Below are 14,630 nucleotides of genomic sequence, written 5' to 3' on the forward strand. Positions count from 1 at the left end.
AAGATTCAAGCGTCGGAGAGTTGATACAGGTCAGGCAAGTCTAGCGGGTGATCCAAACGAGTGAGGCGAAGCGTCCAGTGCGCGACGCACGGCGATAGGAGAAGAAGCGCGGATCGGTCACGGTGCAGAAACCGCCACCATAAACAGCGGTAACACCGCATTCAGCCAGACGCAGGCGCGCCAGTTGATAGATGTCGGCCATGAACTTGCCGGCATTGCTGCTCGGCACGAAGGCAGTCGCCGCTTCCGGCAACTGCTTGACGAAGACTTCGCGCACTTCCGCGCCGACTTCAAAGGCTTGCGGGCCAATCGCCGGACCGAGCCAGACCAGCACGTCTGCAGGTGCAGCATTGAGGCTGTCGAGCGTGGCTTCAAGCACACCAGCCGCCAGACCACGCCAACCGGCATGGGCCGCCGCTACACGGGTGCCCGCACGATTGCAGAACAACGCCGGCAAGCAATCCGCCGTCATCGCCGCGCAGGCGATACCCGGCGTTGCGGTCCAACTGGCATCTGCAGTCGCAACGACGCCCGGATCAGCATGCGCAACGGTGACCCCATGCACTTGCTGCAACCAGGCAGGCTGTATGGAAAAGTGATCGGTCAAACGACGACGGTTTTCGGCCACCGCTTGCGGGCAATCATCGACGTGATCGCCCAGATTCAGGCTGTCGAACGGCGCCTCGCTGACACCACCCTCGCGGGTGGTTACACAGGCCCTGACGCTGGCCGGCGCAGGCCAGTCCGGCGTCAGCCAGTTCATCCGACGAAGGCCTCGCGATCCTGTTTGAGCAGGGTCAGCAGCCAGACGAAATCTTCCGGCAGCGGCGATTCCCAGCTCATGCGCTCACCGCTCGTCGGGTGATCGAGTTCGAGGAAGCGCGCGTGCAGGGCCTGACGCGGGAAGTGCTTGAGCGACTCGACCATGGTCGGATTGGCCGCTGGCGGAATGCGGAAACGCCCGCCATACGCCGGATCGCCGACCAACGGGAAGTTGATGTGCGCCATGTGCACGCGGATCTGGTGGGTCCGACCGGTTTCCAATTTCACCCGCACGTGGGTGTGCGAACGGAAGCGTTCGAGCACGCGGTAGTGGCTGACGGCAGGCTTGCCGCCTTCCATCACCGCCATGCGCTGGCGTTGCTGACCGTGACGACCGATCGGTGCGTTGATCTTGCCACCGGCGGTGACCACGCCGATCACGATGCACTCATAGATGCGGCTAACGCTGCGGCTCTGCAACTGCGCAACCAGTTTGGTCTGCGCCTGAATGGTCTTGGCCACCACCATCAAACCAGTGGTGTCCTTGTCCAGACGATGCACGATACCGGCGCGCGGGACATTGATGATGTCCGGCACATGGTGCAACAAAGCGTTGAGCAGAGTGCCATCGGCGTGACCGGCAGCCGGGTGCACCACCAGGCCCGCAGGCTTGTTGATCACCAGGATGTCGTCGTCTTCATAGACGATGTCGAGCTCGATGTCCTGGGCAATCCACTCGCCCTGGGCTTCCTGCTCGGCAGTCAGCTCAAGGACGGCACCGCCATGCACAATGTCGCGCGGACGGATCACCGCCCCGTCCACAGTCAGGCGGCCTTCTTTGATCCAGGCGGAAAGGCGCGAGCGTGAGTGCTCAGCGAAGAGTTGGGCGGCGACTTGATCGAGGCGTTGGCCGCCCAATTCGGACGGCACCTCTGCGCGAAGTTCTATTTTATCGGACATGCTCGGACTGGGCGTCGGCACAGCCTTTGGTTTCGGCTGCGCGCTTGTGGTTAAATACGGCGTCTTTTGCCCCGAGGCTTTTCAACGGGGCGCTCATCATAACAGGACGGCCCCGCCCAAGACAGCGGCCGTCATAGGGACGCAAGCCGCCATGCAAGTGAAACACCTGCTGCTGATCGCCATCCTCGCATTGACCGCTGCTTGCTCATCGAAGGAAGTCGTAGACGAAAACCTCAGCGAAGCCGAGCTGTATCAGCAGGCTCAGACTGATCTGGACAACAACAGCTACACCAGCGCCACAGCCAAGCTGAAGGCTCTGGAGTCGCGTTATCCGTTCGGTCGCTACGCCGATCAGGCTCAGCTGGAGTTGATCTACGCCAACTACAAGAACGCCGAGCCGGAAGCTGCCAAGTCTGCCGCCGAGCGTTTCATTCGTTTGCATCCGCAGCATCCGAACGTGGATTACGCGTACTACCTCAAGGGTCTGACCTCGTTCGACCAGGACGTCGGCCTGCTGGCGCGCTTCCTGCCGCTGGACATGACCAAGCGTGACCCGGGCGCCGCCCGTGACTCCTACAACGAGTTCGCGCAACTGACCAGCCGCTACCCGAACAGCCGCTACGCGCCGGACGCCAAGCAGCGCATGATCTACCTGCGCAACCTGCTGGCGGCCTACGAAATCCACGTCGCTGACTACTACCTGACCCGTCAGGCTTACGTAGCCGCTGCCAACCGTGGCAAGTACGTGGTTGAGAACTTCCAGGAAACCCCATCGGTCGGCGACGGCCTGGCGGTGATGACCGAGGCTTACCAGCGTCTGCATCTCGACGATCTGGCGGCCACCAGCCTGGAAACCCTCAAGCTCAACTACCCGGATCACCCGAGCCTGCAGGACGGCCAGTTCGTGCCGCGCGTAGCCGAGGCCGACAACCGTTCGTTCCTGAGCAAGGCGACTCTGGGCCTGATCGAATCGCGTCCACCGCTGCCGCCGGGCGAAACCCGCGCCAACCAGGACGTGCAGAAGCAGTTCCAGGACGCGAAAGACGCGATCCCGAACGAGCTCAAGCCTAAAGACGAAAACGGCGACGTGATCGAAGAGCCAGAGCCGGAGTCCAGCGACACCGACCGCTCGTGGTTCAGCTACATGACCTTCGGCGTGTTCGACTGATCACACCGGCGGTACGAAAAAGGGAGATCTGCGGATCTCCCTTTTTTATTGCCGCGCTTTAATTGGCTGTGCGCTGATCGGGTCCTTGGCTAAACTGCCGGATCATCAGTCGAAAAGCCGCTCATCATGCTTCGTTTATTGTTCTGGATTGCCCTGATCTTCGCCGCCATCTGGCTCTGGCGCAAATTCAAGGCCCCCGCCTCGTCCACCCGCTCGCCGCGCGAACAGGACGCGCCGCCGATGGTGCGCTGCGCCCACTGCGGCGTGCATTTGCCACGCGACCGCGCGCTGGGCAACCAACAGCAGTGGTATTGCAGCCAGGCTCATCTTGAGCAAGGCCCGGGCGCCAGTGGTCGCTGAGACCGACCAAAAACAGGCTCAGCGTCTGCTGCGCCTTTATCATCTGTACCGTTTGAGTGTTGGCATCACCCTGGTGCTGCTGATCTCCAGCAACATGGACAATCGCCTGCTGACTTCGGCCAACGACGAATTGCTGCGCGGCGGCAGCTGGCTGTACCTGATCATCAACATGCTGCTGGTGGTGTTCCTCGAAAACACCCGGCGCCCGGCGCAACTGTTCACTTTAGCGTTGGTCGATGTGCTGCTGTTGTGCGGCCTGTTCTACGCGGCCGGCGGCGTGGCCAGTGCGCTGGGCAACTTGCTGGTCGTCTCGGTGGCGATCAGCAACACGCTGCTGCGAAGGCGCATCGGCCTGTTGATTGCCGCGATCGCGGCGATCGGCATTGTCGGCCTGAGCTTTCTGCTGGGTCTCAGCCAGCCCCTCAGCGCCAACGCCTACCTGCAAGCCGGCACCCTCGGCGCACTGTGCTTTGCCGCCTCGTTGCTGGTGCAGGGGCTGATCCGCCGACTGGAAGTCAGTGAGACCCTGGCCGAACGGCGCGCCAGCGAAGTGGTCAGCCTGGAGGCGCTCAACGCGTTGATCCTGCAACGCATGCGCACCGGTATTCTGGTGCTCGATGAACAACGCCGAGTGCAACTGGCCAATCACAGTGCACAAAGCCTGCTCGCCCATAGCCACCTGCAAGGACATCTGATCGACGAGTATTCGCCCGCGCTAGTCGATCGCCTGCAGCTGTGGCGCAACAACCCGACCTTGCGCCCGCAGAGCCTGAAAATCCCCGGCAATGGGCTTGAGCTGCAACCCAGCTTCATCGCCCTTGAGCAGAGTCCGAACCAGCAGACGTTGGTGTTTCTCGAAGACCTGGCGCAAATCACCCAACAGGCGCAGCAACTCAAGCTCGCTGCGCTCGGGCGTTTGACCGCCGGCATCTCCCATGAAATTCGCAATCCGCTGGGCGCCATCAGTCACGCCGCGCAGTTGCTGGCCGAGTCTGAGGAACTCGATAGCGCCGATCGGCGTCTGACGCAGATTATTCAAGACCACTCCCAGCGCATGAACCGAGTCATCGAAAACGTCCTGCAACTGTCCCGGCGCCAGCAAAGCGCACCGCAACGCCTGGACCTCAAACCGTGGCTGGAAAACTTCGTCGGCGAAACCCGCGAGCAAGCCAACGAGCGCCAGCACATTCATCTGCGGATCAATTCCGGCGATTTCACCACGCTGATGGACCCCAACCAGCTGCGGCAGATTCTCGACAATCTGACACGCAACGCCTGGCGTCACAGTGCCCAACTGCACGAGCAGGCCGACGTCTGGCTGGCACTGTTCGTCGACCCCGACAGCCAGTTGTCAGTCCTCGAAGTCCAGGACAACGGCCCCGGCGTGTCGGCCGATGAACAGGCGCACCTCTTTGAACCGTTCTTCACCACCAGCAGCCAAGGCACCGGTCTTGGCCTTTATCTGTCCCGTGAGCTGTGCGAAAGCAACCAGGCACGCCTAGACTTCAAATCACGCCAAGGCGGCGGCTGCTTTCGCATCACCTTTGCTCACGGACGGAAACAAAGTTGAATACAAGCCCACGGCAAAAATTCTTATCGTCGACGACGAACCGGATATCCGCGAGCTCCTGGAAATCACCCTGGGACGGATGAAACTCGAGACCTTCAGCGCACGCAATATGGGCGAGGCGCGGGCGCTGTTACAGCGCGAGCACTTTGATCTGTGCCTGACCGACATGCGCCTGCCCGACGGCACCGGGCTGGAACTGGTGCAGCACATCCAGCAACGCGATCCGCACCTTCCGGTGGCGATGATCACCGCGTATGGCAGCCTCGAAACCGCAATCAATGCGCTGAAAGCCGGCGCGTTCGATTTCCTCACCAAACCGGTGGAGCTGCCGCGATTGCGTGAATTGGTCAGTTCGGCGCTGCGCATGCCGACAGCGAGCGGGCTCAGCACCGCGATCGAGCGAAGGCTGCTGGGTGACTCGCCGCCGATGGCCAATCTGCGCAAGCAGATCGACAAGCTCGCACGCAGCCAGGCGCCGGTGTACATCAGCGGCGAATCCGGCAGCGGCAAAGAACTGGTCGCCCGTTTGATCCACGAACAAGGTCCGCGCGCCAGCCAGCCGTTTGTGCCGGTGAACTGCGGGGCGATTCCGTCAGAGCTGATGGAAAGCGAGTTTTTCGGCCACCGCAAAGGCAGTTTCACTGGAGCCGTCGACGACAAGCCGGGGCTGTTTCAAGCGGCACACGGCGGCACATTGTTTCTCGATGAGGTCGCCGACCTGCCACTGTCGATGCAGGTCAAGCTGCTGCGGGCGATTCAGGAAAAAGCCGTGCGTAGCGTCGGCGGCCAGCAGGAAACAGTGGTCGACGTACGTATCCTTTGTGCCACGCACAAAGACCTTGAAGCAGAAGTTTCGGCCGAACGCTTCCGCCAGGATCTGTATTACCGGCTCAACGTCATCGAACTGCGCGTGCCGTCCCTGCGCGAACGCCGCGACGACATCGAGGCGCTTGCCATGCACGTGCTCAAACGCTTGGCCAAAGACACCGGACAACCCGAAGCGCGCCTGCATCCGCAGGCGCTGGAGGCGCTGAAGAACTATCGCTTTCCCGGCAACGTGCGCGAACTGGAGAACGTCCTCGAGCGCGCGCACACCTTGTGTGAAAACCGCACGATCGAAGCGCAGGATCTGCGCTTGAGCGAAGGCAATTGCTCGGCGGATGGCGCATTGGCCGATCTGACGCAGATCGACAATCTCGAGGATTATCTGGAGAGCGTCGAGCGCAAACTGATTTTGCAGGCGCTGGAGGAAACCCGCTGGAACCGCACAGCGGCGGCGCAGCGGTTGAGTCTGTCGTTTCGGTCGATGCGCTATCGGCTGAAGAAGTTGGGCCTGGATTAAAGGCCCCTTCGCGAGCAGGCTCGCTCCCACATTTGGAATGAGTATTCCTGTGAGAGCGAGCCTGCTCGCGAAGGCGGTCTACCAGCCTCTGACTAAATCCGGCCCTCAGGCGCATACGGCGCCGGATCAATAATCGGCGACCGCCCCAGCATCACGTCAGCAAACAACTGACACGACGCCGGCGCCAGCACCAGCCCGTTGCGGTAATGCCCGCAGTTCAGCCACAACCCCTCGAACCCTGGCACCCGGCCAATAAAGGGAATGCCTTCCGGCGACCCCGGCCGCAGCCCGGCCCAGTGCCCGACCACTTCGGCATCCGCCAGCGCCGGCAACAATTCGATCGCCGAGGCCTTTAGGCTTTCCAGCGCTGCATCGGTTGGGGTCTTGTCGTAACCTTCGTGCTCCAGCGTGCTTCCGATCAGAATGTGACCGTCGCGACGCGGGATCGCATAACGCCCCTTGGCCAGCACCATGCTCGGCAGGAAATCAGCCGCGCACTTGTAGAGAATCATCTGGCCTTTGACCGGCTCGACCGGCAGCGTCAGGTCCAGCGTCTTCAGTAGATCACCACTCCACGCTCCCGCCGTCAGGACAATATCGTCGCCGTTGATCACGCCCGTCGGAGTCTGCACGCCGACCACGCGCTCGCCCTCGCGGACGAAGCCTCCAACTTCGCATTGCTCATGAATCGTGACATTGGGCAGCGCCAGCAACGCGGCTTTGAGCGATTTGACCAGCCGTGGATTGCGCACATTGGCGACATCGGCCATGTAGATCGCCCGACTGAAACCGCTGCCGAGCACCGGCACCGCGTCATGCGCCGCCGAGATATCCACAGCCCGCAGCGGCCGGTTTTCCCGCTCGGCCCAGGCCAGTGCGTCGGCTTCATCGTCCAGGTCCAGCCAGTACAGGCCGGTGGTGTGCACTTCAGGATCGACGCCAGTACTGGCAAACAAATGCTCGCCGAGCTGTGGATAAAAATCCTGCGACCAATGCGCCAGTGCGGTGACCGCCGGGCTGTAGCGCCACGGGTACAACGGCGACACGATACCGCCGCCAGCCCAGGACGACTCCTGGCCGACATTCGAGCGATCCAGCAGCACTACGCTGCGCACTTCGGAGGCGAGATTGTAGGCGGTGAGCAGGCCAATCACTCCGCCACCGACAATCACCACTTGCTGTTGCCTGATCATGTTTGATCCAACCGTAAAAAGACAGTGGGCGCAAAAGGCGCCCGAAAAAGAATGCGTCAGCGGCCCCAGCAATCCTTGGCGGTCACTCCGGTGGTCGCGTTGTTCATGCTTCGCACGCCGGTGTTGGTCAGGGTGAAATCCCCGCACTTGTCGGTGGCCATGGCCGTACCGGTTTTACGAATCGCCGTCAGCACAAAGGTCTGGTCGGTCAGCGTTGGGGTGATGGTGTAGAAATCATTGCCCGCGCTCAGTCCGGTGACGCCGGTGTAGACATTGTTGCGGGTGTAGAAGCGTTCAAGAGTCTGCGCCTGCTCCGAGAGTAGCGAGACCACTTCGGCGCGACGGCCCTTCTTCACGTATTCGTTGTAGCTAGGGATGCTGATGGTGAGGATGATCCCGATAATCGCGATGACGATCATGATCTCGATCAGGGTAAAACCTCGGCTGGATCTGCGCATGCCTCAAATTCTCGCTTACTGGATTTGTCGCCACATGATACGACGGCTGCCGCCGCCACCTTTTTCCACAATGACCGTGACCGCGCCGCTGGTGTCAGTCGTGCCCTTGCGCTCTCCGTTAGCGGAGATGAAGTTCAGGGTCGGAATGCCGCCGGTAAAAATCACGCCGCTGGATATCGTATCGTTGCTGTCGACCAAACGGTCGCCGGTGGTGTCGATCACGGCGTAGTTGAGCATCTTACCGTTGAACGCATCGAGTTCGACGAGTCGGCCCGTACCAAAGCTCGAACAAGGGTCGGTGGTATCGACGCTGGCGGTGGTAAAAACAACTCGCCCCAAAACAATACTGGCCTGATTGATCACGCGCTCGCCGGTCAGCACGTTGTTATACACCAGCGGCAGGTACCAGCCTTTTTCTCCCGGATACGTCGTTTCATTCTGGCTAGTGGTCAGGAACTGCCCGGAGCTGCCGGAGAACGAACCGGTGATCGCCTGCGACTGCAAACTGCTGACGGTGATTTGCCCGGCACCACCCTCTGCATCCCAGATCGAGTAGAACGCCTGCAGATCCTTGTTGGTCTTGTCGGCAGTCTCGTTGAACTTGCCGGTGCCAAAAAACACCTGTTTGCCGCCCTGTGGGTTATCCGCCAGCAGCGGTTGCGCGGTGATCGGTTGCGTTGCCCCGCCCGGCGCGGTGAACAGAGGCTTGCCGGCAAACGCCACGCCCCAGCTTTCCGGCGCCGTCGCGCTCAAGTCGAATTTCCACATGCGTCCTTTCAGGTCTCCACCATAGGCCGCCTGTACCACATTCGAAGAGTTGACCCTGAGTTCCACCGATGACAGACCGTTGCTGGTTTCCGTGCTATCGATGACGATTTTCCTGATCAGCGAACCATCCATTGCATCCAGTACATACAAAGCCGCAACCCCCGAATTGCTGCCGTAACCATTGGCGATGAATGTCGCCCAGCGACCATTGGCCAAGCGTGCCACTTCCGGACGCGCGTAGGCGTAACCCATGTCATTGAACGCGTTCGACGTGTTGGCGGTGACCGGCGCACTGATTTCCCACAGTGCTCTGATCACGTTACCCGCCGAGGCATCGAACAGTTGCAGCCCATAGAAGGTTTTGCCACCTGCCCCCGTCCCGCCAATGGCCAGAGTTTTCCAGGCAGTGCCGGCCTGCGCATCGAACACACCGACCTGACCGTCCACCAGGAATTTGTGGCTGACGCCGTTGACGTAGTTCGTATCCGCGATCAGCCGCAAGGAAGGCAGCACGCTGGAAGGCATGTAGGCATAACGGCGCGTGCCGTTCGCCGAATTGATCACATTGACGAAGCCGTCGTTGGCGTTCACCACCAGACTGGTATTCATGTTCGCAGCCTTGGTCGTCAGGTAGTTGGTGTAACTGCTATCGCCCGACAGATCCGACGCAGTCTTGTCTGCAGGCGAGGCAAGCACCAGCGGCGAATTGATGATGTCACCGAGCAGCACACTGCGCACTTTGAGCCCGGCCTTGTTGGTGCCTTTGCTCCACTCCACCAGATCATTACCGTTGATCCCGGTAGGCAGGCCCTGATTCAGAGTGGTCTGCTGGGCCGGGGAAAAGTTGCCGAATGCCAGGGTTATCGGCGCATTGCTCACGGTGTTCCATGACTGGAAAGTCGGCGCGGTCGCGGAGGGCACGATGGTGGTGTCGGTCGACCATTGCGCCGCCGAGGTATTTACCGTGCCGGTCGAGGTAAAGCCAAACGACCTGATCGTGCCGCGCCAATCCTTGGGATCGTAAGTGGTCTGGTAGAAACTGCTGCCAGTGGTCAACGTGCTGCTGCTGGCTGCACCGGCGCCACCGGAGCCGGCTTTGGAAGTGATATCGCTCAACGCCGACGACAACGCCGCATTGAGCCCGGAGCTGTCGGTCGCCTGGTAATACCTGCCCTGCCCATAACTGGCGGCGTCGGACAACATGTCGTTGTCCGCAGCGAAACCGACGGTGTAGGTATTCATGTTCTGCCGCGGAAAATCCACCGCGTTCCAGCTCTTGCCGGCGGCGTCGGTGCCGGTCGAGCGCATGTCGATGTCGAAGGCGAATTTGGCAATGTCATCCAGATAAAGGGTGTCGCCTTCTCCATCACCGTTGAGATTGTCACCGTCATTATTGACGCCATCCCAGTTCGGCAAGCGGCTGCCCCCCAGCGGGTCGTTGGTAGGGAAAGTACGGTCATAGGTCGGCAAGCCATCGGTAATCACCACGCCGTAGTTTTTCTGGCAGCGATACTGGATGGGGCTGGTATAGGTCGCCGGGGTGCCGTTGTAGTAAGGCGCCAGGCCGCGCATGTAGCGCGTGACTTCGTAATAGCTCTCGGCCAACGGCGTGTTGGCCACCGCGTTCAATCCGTTGATCGATGAAATCAGCGCGTTGTAGTTGGTATCGGCCTGGGCCTGGGTCACGCTGCCGGAGACCGGCGACAGATCGGTGATCGAGCGGGCGATGAAGCCGCCGTTGCCGGGGTTGCTGCTGGTGGCCGGATTGAATGTCGACAGGCCCATGCGCAAGGTGCGGTTGCTGCTCACCAACGCAGTGGAAACGTTGCGCGCCACGTTCATCCGGTAATCGTTGGGGATCGTCCCAGTCGTGAAATCACGGGTGCCGTTGCTGTTGGCCAGGCTGACGATGTAGGAAATGTAATCGGCGGAATAACGAGTGTTCTCGTTGCCTACGGGATCGGGCAATTTCAGGCACAACGGCGCCACACTGTTGTTGTAAAACGCATAGGCGCCTCCCGAGCAACCGGAGGTTGGCAGGCTCGATAAAAATACCGTGTCGCCGGTTATCTGCGGGGCATTGAGCGCAGTGCACAATCCGAGGAAGGCATTGCACTGCCTAGCTGGAGTGCGGTTGACGTTCGGGTCAAATCCGGCGGCGTAGATGATGCTGTTCATGCTTCCTGAATCGTCGATCAGCAGCATCACGTTTGGCGCCACCGCAGCCGCGCTCAACAATGGCGAATCGGACGGCGTGAACGCCCAGGCCGGCGCCGCCAGATAGAAACTCAGGAGCATGCCGATCAGCAGCGACAGGCCGCGCTCAATACTTCGCATAGACACTCTCCACCACGCTACGCGAATTGCCGGCGATGCCGACCGCAGTGACTCGATACAACGTCGCCGAAGTGTTGCTCGGCACGTTCACCGCCGTCAGGGTCGTGCCGATGTTCTGCACGCCATAAAAGCCATTACCGGCAGCGATCCAGGTCACCCCGGAGGTCGAATTGAAACCTGCCGAGCTGACCGATGACGATTCGGCCGGCGGCAGACATTGGCTCGTGCCGCTGCACACCGCCAAAGAATAGCTGTCCAGTTGTACTGCACTTTCGCCGACACGCAATGCCGCTTCGGCCGCCTGAAACGATTGATTGCGCAAGCTGACGCTGCCGGCCATTTTCTCTTGCAGGTTGGCGCTCTGCATCGAGGACAAACCGATCAATGTGAGCAACAGCAGAAACACCAGACTGACCAGCAAGACCATGCCGCGCTGGGCCTGACGTTGCTGCAAGGAAATCCTCATCGACGCGCCCTCATGGCAAGCGGTTGCGCAATGCCGCAACCACGTTGAAGGTTTGATTGCGTACCCGATTGTTCGGGTCGGTGAGGGTCAGGCTCAGGCGCACGCTGCGGATGCGTGCTGGATCGCCGGGGTTGCTGCTGTAAGTGGAGGCCGCCACATCGGTGGCCGAGCTGGCCATACCAAAGGTGACGTTGAAGGCGCTGACGTTGTTCACCAGCACTTGCTGCGCCGGATTGCCGCTACCTGTGCCCATGAGGATCTGGTTATTGCTGAAGCTGTAGATCAGGCGCCGGATCGGGAAAGCGATCTGGCCCGTGGTCGGGCTGCGCAATCCACTGTAAGCGATCGCGCTGTTACGGCAATCGGAAACCACCGTCCAGGTTGGCGTCCCTCCCCCGCTGCCGACATCGGCAGTGACCAGGGTCAGTTTCAGGTTGGCGTTATCCCAACTGATCGGGGCGATCTGCGCGGCGTTGAAATCCCCCGCTGAGCTGGAGTCGACGATGGTGCCGAGGCAGCCGAACATGCCGACCATACGGATTTCCTGAATCATTTTGCTGAGGACGAAGCGCGCGTCTTCCTGCATCGCTGCGGCGCTGTTCTGACTGACGTAGGTGTTTTTCGCGGCGATGAAAATCTGCACCACACCGAGTACGACGATCAACCCCAAAGCCAGAGCAATCAGCAACTCGATCAGGCCGAAACCTCGGCTGGAGCGCCTCATGGCGTCGCTACCGGATCGACCGCCGCACGGCTGGTCAGGACGAAACTGCGCTGAGCGCTGGCAGCGTTGGCCGCGCGGGCATCGCTCCAGGTGATCGTGATGGTGTAGACCCGCTGGTTGAGGGTGATGCTGCCCGTCGCGGTCGGGCCGCCAAAGTTGGCGATATTGGTGGTGAAGTCGTAGAGATCCTGATCCCGAGCAACATTGAGATTGCCCGAGGTCGGCGGCGTGACGGTGTAGTCGGCGCCAGAATTGGCGCGAATGCGATCCATCATGTCATAGGCAATGAAACTGGCCTGACTGGTCATCCGCGAACTGTCGGTGTACTTCAGCGCATTGAGCTGCACCGCCGCTGCGCCCAACAGCCCGACGGTCAGAATCAGCAACGCGACCAGCACTTCGATCAGCGTCATGCCCTCCTGTGCGTTGTTGCTCCCTGCCCTCATCCGCAATTTCCACCCAGTTGAATGCGTCCGTTCAAACACACGTTCAGCGTCCTGCTTTGCGTGCCCAGCGTGTAACCGATGGCCACCGCCGTCGACGGTGCCGCCAGACCACCAAGATTGTTGAAATCCAGTGCGGTCACTCCTGAGGGTAGCGTCAGAGTTGCGCCACTGCTCATCGCTGGAACAACCCGCAACACATTGGCCGGATTGCCAGTACTGTCGTAGACCGCCAGCTCACCGGTCCAGACACTGCCGCCAGCGGTCGGACGCAGACGCGTGGTCACGCCACGGTTGATCGCTTCGAGCCGGGCGAAATTGATTGCCCGCTGCAAGTCACCGACTTCGGTATCCGCCTTGCTGCTCTGGATCGTACGGGTAAAGGCCGGCACCGCCAGCGTGATCAGTACCAGGAACACCGCGATCGCGACCAGCAACTCGACCAGCGTGAAACCTTTTGTACGAAGATCCATCGATGCCCTCCGTTGCTGTCGGCTATACCTGCCTTTACACGCTAGAACATTCGCTCGGCACGTGCCGACTGATTTGCCCTGCGCGGCGCACGGATCGCGCCGCTCATACCATTCCAAGGAGGGATTTTTCATGCCGCAACACGGTTTCAGCCTGATTGAACTGCTTATGGGACTGGCGATTGGTGCAATTGTTCTGCTGCTGGTCAGTCCGGCGTTCGCCGCACTCAAACAGGCGACGCAACGCGACCACGCGGCGCAGTCGCTGCTCGAAGGCATCCGCCACGCTCGCACACTGGCCATCACGCACAATCAGAGCGTGGTGATCCATGGCATCGATGGGGACTGGAGTCAGGGTTGGCGGATCATTCTGGATCGGAGCGGCAAGGGGCCGGAGGACAGCAGCAATCCGCTGTTGCTTGAACGCGCCAGCGAGGCAAAGGTGCCGATCGTCGGCAATTGGTGGGTGAGCCGCTACGTGCGGTTCAGTCATTTGGGGCAACCGCTGATGCCGGGACGGCGATTTCAGGCGGGGACATTACATATCTGTTCGCCACACGAACCGGTCAGCCAGCGCCAGATCGTGCTGGCGGCGACCGGTCGCGTGCGCCTGAGCAGTCAGGAAACCAAGCAGGCGCTGTGCGACAAAAGCAGAAATGTCAGATCGAACGGACGCGCAGCTCTTTCGGCATCGAGAACGTGATGTTCTCCTCACGGCCAGCCAGCTCGTCGGCACCGGTCGCGCCCCAGGCCTGCAATTGCTGAATGACACCACGGACCAGCACTTCCGGTGCCGAGGCGCCAGCGGTAATGCCGATGCGCTCGACGCCGTCGAACCAGCTCTGTTGCAGATCTTCGGCACCGTCGATCAGGTACGCCGGAGTCGCCATACGTTCAGCCAGTTCACGCAGACGATTGGAGTTGGAACTGTTCGGGCTGCCGACCACCAGCACCACGTCGCACTCGTCGGCCAGTTGCTTGACGGCGTCCTGGCGGTTTTGTGTGGCGTAGCAGATGTCGTCCTTGCGCGGGCCACCGATGGCCGGGAAGCGCGTGCGCAGGGCATCGATAACGCGGCTGGTGTCGTCCATCGACAAGGTTGTCTGGGTGACGAAAGCGAGTCTTTCCGGATCGCGGACCTGCAATGCTGCCACGTCCTTTTCGTCTTCGACGAGGTAGATCGCGCCGCCGTTGCTGGCATCGTACTGGCCCATGGTGCCTTCAACTTCCGGGTGACCGGCGTGGCCGATCAGGATGCACTCGCGACCGTCGCGGCTGTATTTGGCGACTTCGATGTGCACCTTGGTCACCAGCGGGCAGGTTGCATCGAAGACTTTCAGGCCACGACCGGCGGCTTCGTTGCGTACGGCTTGGGAAACCCCGTGGGCACTGAAGATGACGATGACGTCATCGGGCACCTGATCGAGCTCTTCGACGAATATCGCGCCACGGCTGCGCAGGTCTTCGACGACGAATTTGTTGTGCACCACTTCATGGCGCACGTAGATCGGTGGCCCGAAGACTTCCAGGGCGCGGTTGACGATTTCGATCGCCCGGTCCACACCGGCGCAGAAGCCACGGGGGTTGGCGAGTTTGATTTGCATGCTGT

15 protein-coding genes are annotated in these 14,630 nt (G+C 60.9%); 5 read left to right on the forward strand and 10 right to left on the reverse strand.

Features of this window, described 5'->3' with window-relative positions; genetic code table 11:
- Positions 1-40 precede the first annotated feature (40 nt).
- Together pgeF and rluD are read right to left on the reverse strand one after the other, a co-directional pair.
- Positions 41-763, reverse strand: coding sequence for a peptidoglycan editing factor PgeF (pgeF, locus tag ACZZZ4_RS04705; RefSeq protein WP_463547336.1), 723 nt, complete (start codon positions 761-763; stop codon positions 41-43).
- Positions 760-1,722 carry a 23S rRNA pseudouridine(1911/1915/1917) synthase RluD gene (gene rluD / locus ACZZZ4_RS04710; protein WP_016773140.1) on the reverse strand — a complete coding sequence of 321 codons (963 nt, stop codon included), beginning with the start codon at positions 1,720-1,722 and terminating at the stop codon, positions 760-762. The genes pgeF and rluD overlap by 4 nt, the downstream gene beginning before the upstream one ends.
- Positions 1,723-1,873: 151 nt before the next feature.
- Between rluD and ACZZZ4_RS04715 the strand changes: the two genes are divergently transcribed.
- From ACZZZ4_RS04715 to ACZZZ4_RS04730, 4 genes are all read left to right on the forward strand, one after another.
- Positions 1,874-2,890: an outer membrane protein assembly factor BamD gene (locus ACZZZ4_RS04715; RefSeq protein WP_016773139.1), complete on the forward strand. Its 1,017-nt coding sequence runs from the start codon at positions 1,874-1,876 to the stop codon at positions 2,888-2,890.
- Between the two features lie 126 nt (positions 2,891-3,016).
- Positions 3,017-3,250, forward strand: coding sequence for a PP0621 family protein (locus ACZZZ4_RS04720; protein WP_039761661.1), 234 nt, complete (start codon positions 3,017-3,019; stop codon positions 3,248-3,250).
- Positions 3,219-4,820 carry a sensor histidine kinase gene (locus tag ACZZZ4_RS04725; protein ID WP_463547337.1) on the forward strand — a complete coding sequence of 534 codons (1,602 nt, stop codon included), beginning with the start codon at positions 3,219-3,221 and terminating at the stop codon, positions 4,818-4,820. Before ACZZZ4_RS04720 ends, ACZZZ4_RS04725 begins: the two co-directional genes overlap by 32 nt.
- On the forward strand, positions 4,795-6,162 hold the full coding sequence (locus tag ACZZZ4_RS04730; RefSeq protein ID WP_463547338.1) for a sigma-54-dependent transcriptional regulator: 1,368 nt from the start codon (positions 4,795-4,797) through the stop codon (positions 6,160-6,162). The genes ACZZZ4_RS04725 and ACZZZ4_RS04730 overlap by 26 nt, the downstream gene beginning before the upstream one ends.
- Positions 6,163-6,254: 92 nt before the next feature.
- Here ACZZZ4_RS04730 and thiO read toward each other — a convergent pair whose 3' ends face one another.
- Genes thiO through ACZZZ4_RS04765 form a run of 7 tightly spaced genes read right to left on the reverse strand, consistent with a single transcriptional unit; the run spans position 6,255 to position 13,024 of the window.
- Complete coding sequence (thiO, locus tag ACZZZ4_RS04735; RefSeq protein ID WP_463547339.1) at positions 6,255-7,355, reverse strand: glycine oxidase ThiO; 1,101 nt, start codon at positions 7,353-7,355, stop codon at positions 6,255-6,257.
- 56 nt (positions 7,356-7,411) lie between these two features.
- Entirely contained in the window at positions 7,412-7,813 is a 402-nt protein-coding gene (locus tag ACZZZ4_RS04740; RefSeq protein ID WP_129999805.1) for a type IV pilin protein, read from the reverse strand.
- A 15-nt stretch (positions 7,814-7,828) separates the two neighbouring features.
- Entirely contained in the window at positions 7,829-10,918 is a 3,090-nt protein-coding gene (locus ACZZZ4_RS04745; RefSeq protein ID WP_463547340.1) for a pilus assembly protein, read from the reverse strand.
- Positions 10,905-11,384 (reverse strand): pilus assembly PilX family protein, encoded by a 480-nt coding sequence (locus ACZZZ4_RS04750; protein ID WP_016773134.1) that lies wholly within the window; start codon positions 11,382-11,384, stop codon positions 10,905-10,907. Before ACZZZ4_RS04750 ends, ACZZZ4_RS04745 begins: the two co-directional genes overlap by 14 nt.
- 10 nt (positions 11,385-11,394) lie before the next feature.
- A complete protein-coding gene (locus ACZZZ4_RS04755) occupies positions 11,395-12,108 on the reverse strand; it encodes a PilW family protein (RefSeq protein ID WP_463547341.1) in 714 nt (237 codons plus the stop codon).
- Positions 12,105-12,554, reverse strand: coding sequence for a type IV pilus modification protein PilV (pilV, locus tag ACZZZ4_RS04760; protein ID WP_129999801.1), 450 nt, complete (start codon positions 12,552-12,554; stop codon positions 12,105-12,107). Before pilV ends, ACZZZ4_RS04755 begins: the two co-directional genes overlap by 4 nt.
- Positions 12,551-13,024, reverse strand: a complete 474-nt coding sequence (locus tag ACZZZ4_RS04765; protein ID WP_101157579.1) for a GspH/FimT family pseudopilin — start codon at positions 13,022-13,024, stop codon at positions 12,551-12,553. Before ACZZZ4_RS04765 ends, pilV begins: the two co-directional genes overlap by 4 nt.
- A gap of 130 nt (positions 13,025-13,154) precedes the next feature.
- On the opposite strand from ACZZZ4_RS04765, the gene ACZZZ4_RS04770 reads away from it, so the two are divergent.
- Positions 13,155-13,724, forward strand: coding sequence for a GspH/FimT family pseudopilin (locus tag ACZZZ4_RS04770; RefSeq protein WP_463547342.1), 570 nt, complete (start codon positions 13,155-13,157; stop codon positions 13,722-13,724).
- Here the strand turns inward: ACZZZ4_RS04770 and ispH are convergent.
- Positions 13,681-14,625, reverse strand: coding sequence for a 4-hydroxy-3-methylbut-2-enyl diphosphate reductase (gene ispH / locus ACZZZ4_RS04775; protein WP_016773129.1), 945 nt, complete (start codon positions 14,623-14,625; stop codon positions 13,681-13,683). The two genes, ACZZZ4_RS04770 and ispH, sit on opposite strands and share 44 nt — an antisense overlap.
- Between the last annotated feature and the right edge of the window lie 5 nt (positions 14,626-14,630).

The organism is Pseudomonas sp. AC252 (assembly GCF_979258105.1).

Excerpts from the sequence above, each read along its gene's own strand:
- ACZZZ4_RS04750 (WP_016773134.1), bottom strand. The coding sequence starts at position 11,384 with ATGAGGATTTCCTTGCAGCAACGTCAGGCCCAGCGCGGCATGGTCTTG.
- ispH (WP_016773129.1), bottom strand. The coding sequence starts at position 14,625 with ATGCAAATCAAACTCGCCAACCCCCGTGGCTTCTGCGCCGGTGTGGAC.
- ACZZZ4_RS04740 (WP_129999805.1), bottom strand. The coding sequence starts at position 7,813 with ATGCGCAGATCCAGCCGAGGTTTTACCCTGATCGAGATCATGATCGTC.
- ACZZZ4_RS04765 (WP_101157579.1), bottom strand. The coding sequence starts at position 13,024 with ATGGATCTTCGTACAAAAGGTTTCACGCTGGTCGAGTTGCTGGTCGCG.
- ACZZZ4_RS04755 (WP_463547341.1), bottom strand. The coding sequence starts at position 12,108 with ATGAGGCGCTCCAGCCGAGGTTTCGGCCTGATCGAGTTGCTGATTGCT.
- pilV (WP_129999801.1), bottom strand. The coding sequence starts at position 12,554 with ATGAGGGCAGGGAGCAACAACGCACAGGAGGGCATGACGCTGATCGAA.
- thiO (WP_463547339.1), bottom strand. The coding sequence starts at position 7,355 with ATGATCAGGCAACAGCAAGTGGTGATTGTCGGTGGCGGAGTGATTGGC.
- rluD (WP_016773140.1), bottom strand. The coding sequence starts at position 1,722 with ATGTCCGATAAAATAGAACTTCGCGCAGAGGTGCCGTCCGAATTGGGC.
- ACZZZ4_RS04770 (WP_463547342.1), top strand. The coding sequence starts at position 13,155 with ATGCCGCAACACGGTTTCAGCCTGATTGAACTGCTTATGGGACTGGCG.
- ACZZZ4_RS04715 (WP_016773139.1), top strand. The coding sequence starts at position 1,874 with ATGCAAGTGAAACACCTGCTGCTGATCGCCATCCTCGCATTGACCGCT.
- pgeF (WP_463547336.1), bottom strand. The coding sequence starts at position 763 with ATGAACTGGCTGACGCCGGACTGGCCTGCGCCGGCCAGCGTCAGGGCC.
- ACZZZ4_RS04720 (WP_039761661.1), top strand. The coding sequence starts at position 3,017 with ATGCTTCGTTTATTGTTCTGGATTGCCCTGATCTTCGCCGCCATCTGG.
- ACZZZ4_RS04745 (WP_463547340.1), bottom strand. The coding sequence starts at position 10,918 with ATGCGAAGTATTGAGCGCGGCCTGTCGCTGCTGATCGGCATGCTCCTG.